The organism is Micromonospora sp. ABR4_055, from assembly GCF_056160425.1.
Map to the genome: position 1 here is coordinate 1 of NZ_JBSWXD010000248.1, position 6,312 is coordinate 6,312.

Annotated in this window: 5 protein-coding genes and 1 pseudogene; 2 read left to right on the forward strand and 4 right to left on the reverse strand. The window is 73.7% G+C overall.

The features are described from left to right. Nucleotides 1-370 precede the first annotated feature (370 nt). Nucleotides 371-1,333 (forward strand): GlxA family transcriptional regulator, encoded by a 963-nt coding sequence (locus tag ACXAHD_RS30975; RefSeq protein WP_475054995.1) that lies wholly within the window; start codon nt 371-373, stop codon nt 1,331-1,333. 3 nt (nt 1,334-1,336) lie between these two features. Here the strand turns inward: ACXAHD_RS30975 and tilS are convergent. From tilS to ACXAHD_RS30995, 4 genes and pseudogenes are all read right to left on the reverse strand, one after another. After that, nucleotides 1,337-2,308 (reverse strand): annotated as a pseudogene (gene tilS / locus ACXAHD_RS30980) (tRNA lysidine(34) synthetase TilS); the annotation flags it as partial. A gap of 7 nt (nt 2,309-2,315) precedes the next feature. Then, the gene (locus tag ACXAHD_RS30985; RefSeq protein ID WP_281552789.1) at nt 2,316-3,389 is read right to left on the reverse strand and encodes a zinc-dependent metalloprotease; all 1,074 of its coding nucleotides are present in this window, start codon (nt 3,387-3,389) and stop codon (nt 2,316-2,318) included. Between the two features lie 51 nt (nt 3,390-3,440). After that, nucleotides 3,441-4,958, reverse strand: a complete 1,518-nt coding sequence (dacB, locus tag ACXAHD_RS30990; protein ID WP_475054996.1) for a D-alanyl-D-alanine carboxypeptidase/D-alanyl-D-alanine endopeptidase — start codon at nt 4,956-4,958, stop codon at nt 3,441-3,443. After that, nucleotides 4,955-5,143 carry a hypothetical protein gene (locus ACXAHD_RS30995; protein WP_281555826.1) on the reverse strand — a complete coding sequence of 63 codons (189 nt, stop codon included), beginning with the start codon at nt 5,141-5,143 and terminating at the stop codon, nt 4,955-4,957. The genes dacB and ACXAHD_RS30995 overlap by 4 nt, the downstream gene beginning before the upstream one ends. 518 nt (nt 5,144-5,661) lie before the next feature. On the opposite strand from ACXAHD_RS30995, the gene ACXAHD_RS31000 reads away from it, so the two are divergent. Then, nucleotides 5,662-6,168, forward strand: coding sequence for an inorganic diphosphatase (locus tag ACXAHD_RS31000; RefSeq protein WP_123603846.1), 507 nt, complete (start codon nt 5,662-5,664; stop codon nt 6,166-6,168). Nucleotides 6,169-6,312: the final 144 nt, after the last annotated feature.

Consider the following 6,312-nt stretch of genomic DNA (forward strand, 5'->3'; position numbering starts at 1 on the left):
CCCCCCCCCCCCCCCCCCCCCCCCGCCCACCCCCCCCCCCCCCCCCCCCCCCCCCCCCCCCCCCCCCCCCCCTCCCCCCCCCCCCCCCCCCCCCCCGACTGTCCCGGGTGAGGCCGGCCGCCGAGGCGGCGGCGAGCAGCAGGATGATCGACACGACGATAAGAAGTTCCATGGCGGCAGCCACCTTCACGTTGGTCCTGACGGGAGGTTCACCCTGGTCCCGATGGGTGTGTTCACCCTGGTCCCGATGGGTGTGCCGCCGGTGCGCACCGGACGTCGACACCAAGTCTGCGCGCCGGCCCGCTGAGCGAACAGCGGCAGAGATGCCACTGTTCATCGAAATCCTGCCACCGTGGGCTAGACTCGTCGCATGCTTCGTACCGTCGCGGTGATCGCGCTCGACGGCGTAGCCCCGTTCGAGCTCGGGGTGGTCTGCGAGGTCTTCGGTCACGACCGCACCGCGGACGGCTTCCCCGGATACCGCTTCGACGTCTGCACCGTCGACGGCGGCCCGGTCCGCACCAGCTCCGGCTTCTCGCTGCTACCCACCGCCGATCTGCGGCCGGTCGCCGACGCCGACCTGGTCGCCGTGCCCGCGGCCAGCTTCCACGACGCCGTCGCCGCACCGGTGGTCGACGCGTTACGCGCCGCCGACCGCCGCAGCGCCACCCTGCTCAGCGTCTGCTCCGGCGCATTCGTGCTCGGCGCCGCCGGCCTGCTCGACGGCCGCGAATGCACCACCCATTGGCGGTACGCCGACGAGCTGGCCCGCCGCCACCCGACCGCCCGGATCCGGTGCAACTCGCTGTACGTGGCCGACGGCAACGTGCTGACCAGCGCCGGCACCGCCGCCGGGATCGACGCCTGCCTGCATCTGGTCCGCCAGGAGCACGGCTCCGCCCTGGCGACCAGACTCGCCCGCCGGATGGTGGTGCCGCCGCACCGCGACGGCGGGCAAGCCCAGTTCATCGAGACGCCGATCGCGGCCAGCCCGACAGCGGCCACGCTGGAGTCGGTGCTGGTATGGATGCAGCAGCACCTGGACACCACGATCAGCGTGGAGGAACTGGCTGCCCGGGCACACATGGCACCGCGTACCTTCGCCCGCCGGTTCCGGGCCGAGACCGGCACCACGCCGCACGACTGGCTCACCGGCCAGCGGGTGCTGCTGGCCCGCCAGCTACTGGAGGAGACCAGCCTGGGGGTGGAGACGGTGGCCCGGCGGTGCGGCTTCGGCGACGCCGCCACCCTCCGGCACCACTTCAGCCGGCGGGTCGGCGCCACACCCCAGGCGTACCGTGGCACGTTCCGCGACCGGACCGCCGTCGGCTGAGCCGGCCGACAGTTCACCCCCGGCCCGACGCACCTCGATACCACCCGGCAGGTGCACCGCCCGCTGCCCACGCCACCGGGTGACCAGTGCGTCGAGAGCGGTGACGTGCCGGTACGCCAACGCCCCGGCCGGCGCACCGAGCCGCAACGCCCAGCGGTGCAGCACCCGGGTCCGCACCGCGTCCGGCAGCTCGGTCAGGACCGGGACCGCCAGCCCACCACCGGGTGTGGCGGCCCGGTCCGACGCGGCGTCGGCCAGCCCGTCCAGCGTCGTGTTGTCGGCGGCGACCAGCGTGGCGGTCCGCGCCAGATTCGCCACCACCGCAGTGCCCAGCGCCTCGACCAGGGCCGGCAGCGCGTCGGCCCGGACCCGGGCTCGGGCGTACGCCGGGTCGGTGTTGTGCGGGTCGGCCCACGGGGTGAGGCCGAGCGCCGCGCAGGCCGCCCGGGTCTGCTCCCGCCCCACGTCCAGCAGCGGACGCAGCACCGTGACGCCGTCCACCTGGCGGGCCGGCGGCATCCCGGACAGGCCGGCCGGACCGGCCCCCCGGGCCAGCGCCAGCAGCACCGTCTCGGCCTGGTCGTCGCGGGTGTGACCGAGCAGCACGGCGGCCGCCCGGTGCCGGTGGGCCACCCGGGTCAGCGCGGCGTAGCGGGCGGTCCGCGCCGCCGCCTCCGGGCCGCCGGCGGCACCGACCTCGACGGCGACGGTCTCGACCGGGTCGAACCCGGCCCCGGCCGCCCAGCCGGCCACGTCCCGGGCCTGCTCGGCGGACCCCGCCTGCAGGCCGTGGTCGACAGTCACCAGCCCGGCGCAGACCCCGCAGCGGGGGGCGACGAACGCGACCGTGGCCGCCAGAGCCAATGAGTCCGGGCCGCCGGAGCAGGCCACCAGCACCAGCCGGCCGGCGTACTCGCGCAGCATCCGCCGGACCGCGACACGCAGCTCGGCGACAGCCGGAGCGAGCCTGGGCACCCGCGGCTCAGACGACGGTCGGCGGCGAGCCGGAGACCGGGCCATGCACCCGGGCCACCCAGGCATCCGGGTCGCCCAACTCCTCCAGCCGGGGCAGGGTCAACGGGGAGTCGAAGACCTTGTTGAAACCGGCCATGCCGACCCTGTCGACCACGCCGTGCACGAATTTGCGGCCTTCGGCGTACTGGCGCATCTTGACGTCCACGCCGAGCAGCCGGCGGATCGCCTTCTCCAGCGGGTTGCCGGCCTCGCGGCGGCGGTTGAAGCCGGCCCGGATCTGCTCCACCGTCGGGATGACCTCCGGCCCGACCCCGTCCATGACGAACTCGGCATGCCCTTCGAGCAGGGTCATCAGCGCGGTCAGCCGGTCGAGTACGGCGCGCTGCGCCGGGGTCTGCACGATGTCCAGCACGCTGGCCCGGCTCTGCGGGTCGCGGATCGACTCGGCTAGCGTGCCGACCCCGCGCCGGACCCGGTCGACGAAGTTGTCGCCACCGGCCTGCGAGGCGTCGACGAACGCCTGAACCTGGCCCAGGAAGTGGCCGCGCATCCACGGCACGGCGGTGAACTGGGTGCGGTGGGTGACCTCGTGCAGGCAGACCCAGAGTCGGAAGTCGCGCGGGTCGGCGTGCAGCTTGCGCTCCACCTCGACGATGTTCGGGGCGACCAGCAGCAGCTGGCCGGGGTCACCGGAGAACACCTCGTACTGACCGAGCACCCGGCCGGAGAGGTAGCCGAGCACCGTGCCGGCCTGCACACCGGTAACCCGGGAACCGATCGCGTCGGTGAGCGCGCCCGGCTGGCGGTCGCCGGCCGCCCGGGAGACCAGCGGCGTAATCACGTCACGCAGCCCGGAGATGTTGGCGACGGCCCAGTCCCGCCGGTCGACCACCCGCACCGGCGGGTGCGCGACCTGGGCCTGCAGACCGGTGTACGCCACGACGTGTCCGGCCGCTTCGTCGGTCAGCCGGCGAAGGTCGTTGACCACCTCGGTCGCTTCGTCGAGCGAAGCCTTCGGCCCCGACTTGCTCAGCGCGCCGGCGGTTGCGGCGGCCAGATCCCAGTCCACGAACTGCGCCATGCACCCACCGTACCCGGGTGACGCCCGCCGACCCTGGTGATCATGCCCCGGTCAACGGCAACCGCACCTGGCCAGGGTCGCGGCGATCCGGTCCAGGCCGGCCTGGGCGGCGTCGATGAGCAACGGCACCTCGTCGGCCAGCACCGCGAACGCCAGCAACCGGCCGTCGGCGGTGGTCACCGTGCCGGCCAACGCGTTGATTCCGGACAACGACCCGGTCTTGGCCCGCACCACGCCAGCGCCGATCCGTTGCGGGGCGTCCGCCGTCTGGTACCGACCCTGCAGGGTGCCGGACCAGGCGGCGACCGGCAGACCGGAGAACAGCCCGGTCAGCGCGGGGCGGTCGCCGCTGCCGGCGAGCACGGTCAGTTCGGTCAGCAGTCCCGGGGTCACCCGGTTGCTGCGGGACAGGCCGCTGCCGTCGTACAGGTCGCTCTGGTCGGCCGGCAACCCGAGTTCAGCCAGTACGGCGTCCATCGCGACCGCCGCCCCGGCGAACGACGCGGGTTCGCCCCGGGCGATGGCGACCTGCCGGGCGAGCGCTTCGGCGAGGACGTTGTCACTGTCGGCGAGCATCATCTCGACCAGCCGGGCCATCGGCGGCGATTCGATCCGGGCCAGTTCGGCACCCGGGCCGGCCTCCGCCGGCCGGTCGGGGTTTGCCCCCGACGACCGGTGGGGGGTCGCCGGCTGCCCGGTCGCCGACGAGGTCGGTGCGCCGGCGACCGCGTCGGCGCCGTCGACGGGTTGCGTCGGCGCGCCCGGCAGCTGGTCGGTGTAGCCGGCCGGTGTGGTGTCCACCGCGTTCGCCGGCAGCCCGAGAGCACGGGCGAAGGCCCGGCCGGCAGCCAGGTCCGGTGCGGCCGAGCGCGGCGCCCAGCCCTTGGCTGCGGCGGGATCGGTCCGGGCACCGTCCACCATCAGCGCGGTGATCGCGGCCGCGTACCCGCCGGTCGGGATGTCCTCGTCCCACCCGGGCCCGAACGCCGGTCCAGAGAAGAGCGAACTGTCGATCAGTACCTTGGTCGGCGCCGTGTCACCGAGGGCGCTACGGGTGGCGGCGGCCAGCACGTCGAGCCGGGCGGCCCCCGCGTAGTACCCGGTGTCACCGATCGACAAGGTCGGGTCGCCACCGCCGATCAGCACCACCTCGCCGGGCGCGGCTCCCGCGACCACCCGGGTCGTGATCCGATGTGTCGGCCCGACCGCGGCCAGCACCGTCGCCGCGGTGACCAGTTTGGTGGTCGACGCGGGCACGGTCAGCGCCGCCGGTTCGCGACCGTACAGAACCGCGCCGGTCGTCATGTCCCGGACCGAAACGTGCACCCGGTCGCCGAGGCCGGATCGGTTGACCGCCTTGTCCAGCGTCTCGGTCAGCCCGGCCGTGGTGGGAATCGGGGCGTCGACGGCCAACCCGGCCAGCACCGGACCCGGCGTCGGCTCGGCGGACATGCTCGGGCTCGGGCTCACCTCGGCGGCACCGAGCCAGCCGGCCACCGGGCCCGGCCGGAGTACCGCGATCGAGGTACCACCGGCCAGCAGGACGGCGACGGCGACGGCGACGGTCAGCCGCCGGGCCCGGCGGCGGCGGTCAGGTGACGACTGGCTGGCCGGTGGCGCCGGCTCAACCGGTGCCGACCCGGACGATGCAGCGCCGGATGGTGCAGCTGGTGCCGAGCCGGATGGTGCACCGCCAGTCGGCGCAGACTCAGCCGGTACAGGCTCGGGCGGCGGAACCGGTCTGGCGGTGCCACGAGCCGGCACCGACGCGCGTCCGCGGTGGCCGCCCTCCGAGACGTCGGCCGGAGCCGCGTCGGCGCCGCCGGACACGGCCGGCACGTTGGCCCGGCCGGTCACGGGCGCCGACCCGGTGGCCGGCGGGGTTGCCTTAACAGATGGGTTCCCAGTGGGCGGCGGCGGGGCGGCCGGCGGCGGAGCGGCCCGGCCCGATGCCGTCGGATCTGGATCGCGCGCACCGGCCGGGGCGGCGGCAGAGTCCTCCGGCGGGACCACTTGGTCACCTTTCGCGGGCGATCCACTACCCTCCGACGTGGGACTTGGCGCTCCGTCGGCCCGGTCGGGTTCACCGACGGCCCCAGCGGACTGTGAGTCTTCCCTCCCCACTGGCCCCACCTCCCAACTGACGAACGGACTAGGCGACACTACTTGTGTTCACAAAGCGAGCGGGAGCCGAAACGGTCGGGCGGGGCAACGCCCGGACGGCGTACCGCTCTATTTCCGTAGCCAGCGCGGGCGACGAGGGAGCGTGAGTATGGATTTCGACGTTACGGTTGAGATCCCCAAGGGTCACCGGAACAAGTATGAGGTCGATCATGCGACCGGCCGGATCCGGCTGGACCGCACCCTGTTCACTTCGACGCAGTATCCAGCCGACTACGGTTTCATCGAGGGCACCCTCGGGCAGGACGACGACCCGCTGGACGCACTGGTGCTCGTACCGGAACCCACCTTCCCAGGATGCCTCATCCGGTGCCGGGCGATCGGCATGTTCCGGATGAAGGACGAGAAGGGCGCCGACGACAAGGTGCTCTGCGTGCCGTACGAGGATCCCCGGCAGGAGCACCTGCGCGACATCCACCACCTCGGCGAATTCGACCGCCTGGAGATCCAGCACTTCTTCGTCGTCTACAAGGACCTGGAGCCGGGCAAGTCGGTCGAAGGCGCGACCTGGGTCGGCCGGGTCGAGGCAGAGGCCGAGATCCAGGCGTCGTTCCGCCGCCGGGAGGCCGCCCTGGAGCGCGGCGAGTCGGCCCACTGACCTGATCAGGCGTCGGGGGGGGGCGACCAAAAAACCCACAAACCCCCCCCCCAAACCCCAACAAAAACCCCCCCAACAAAAAAACCCCCCCCACCCCCGGTGCCCCCCCACAACCTACCCCCCCCCCCCCTCCCCACCCCATTA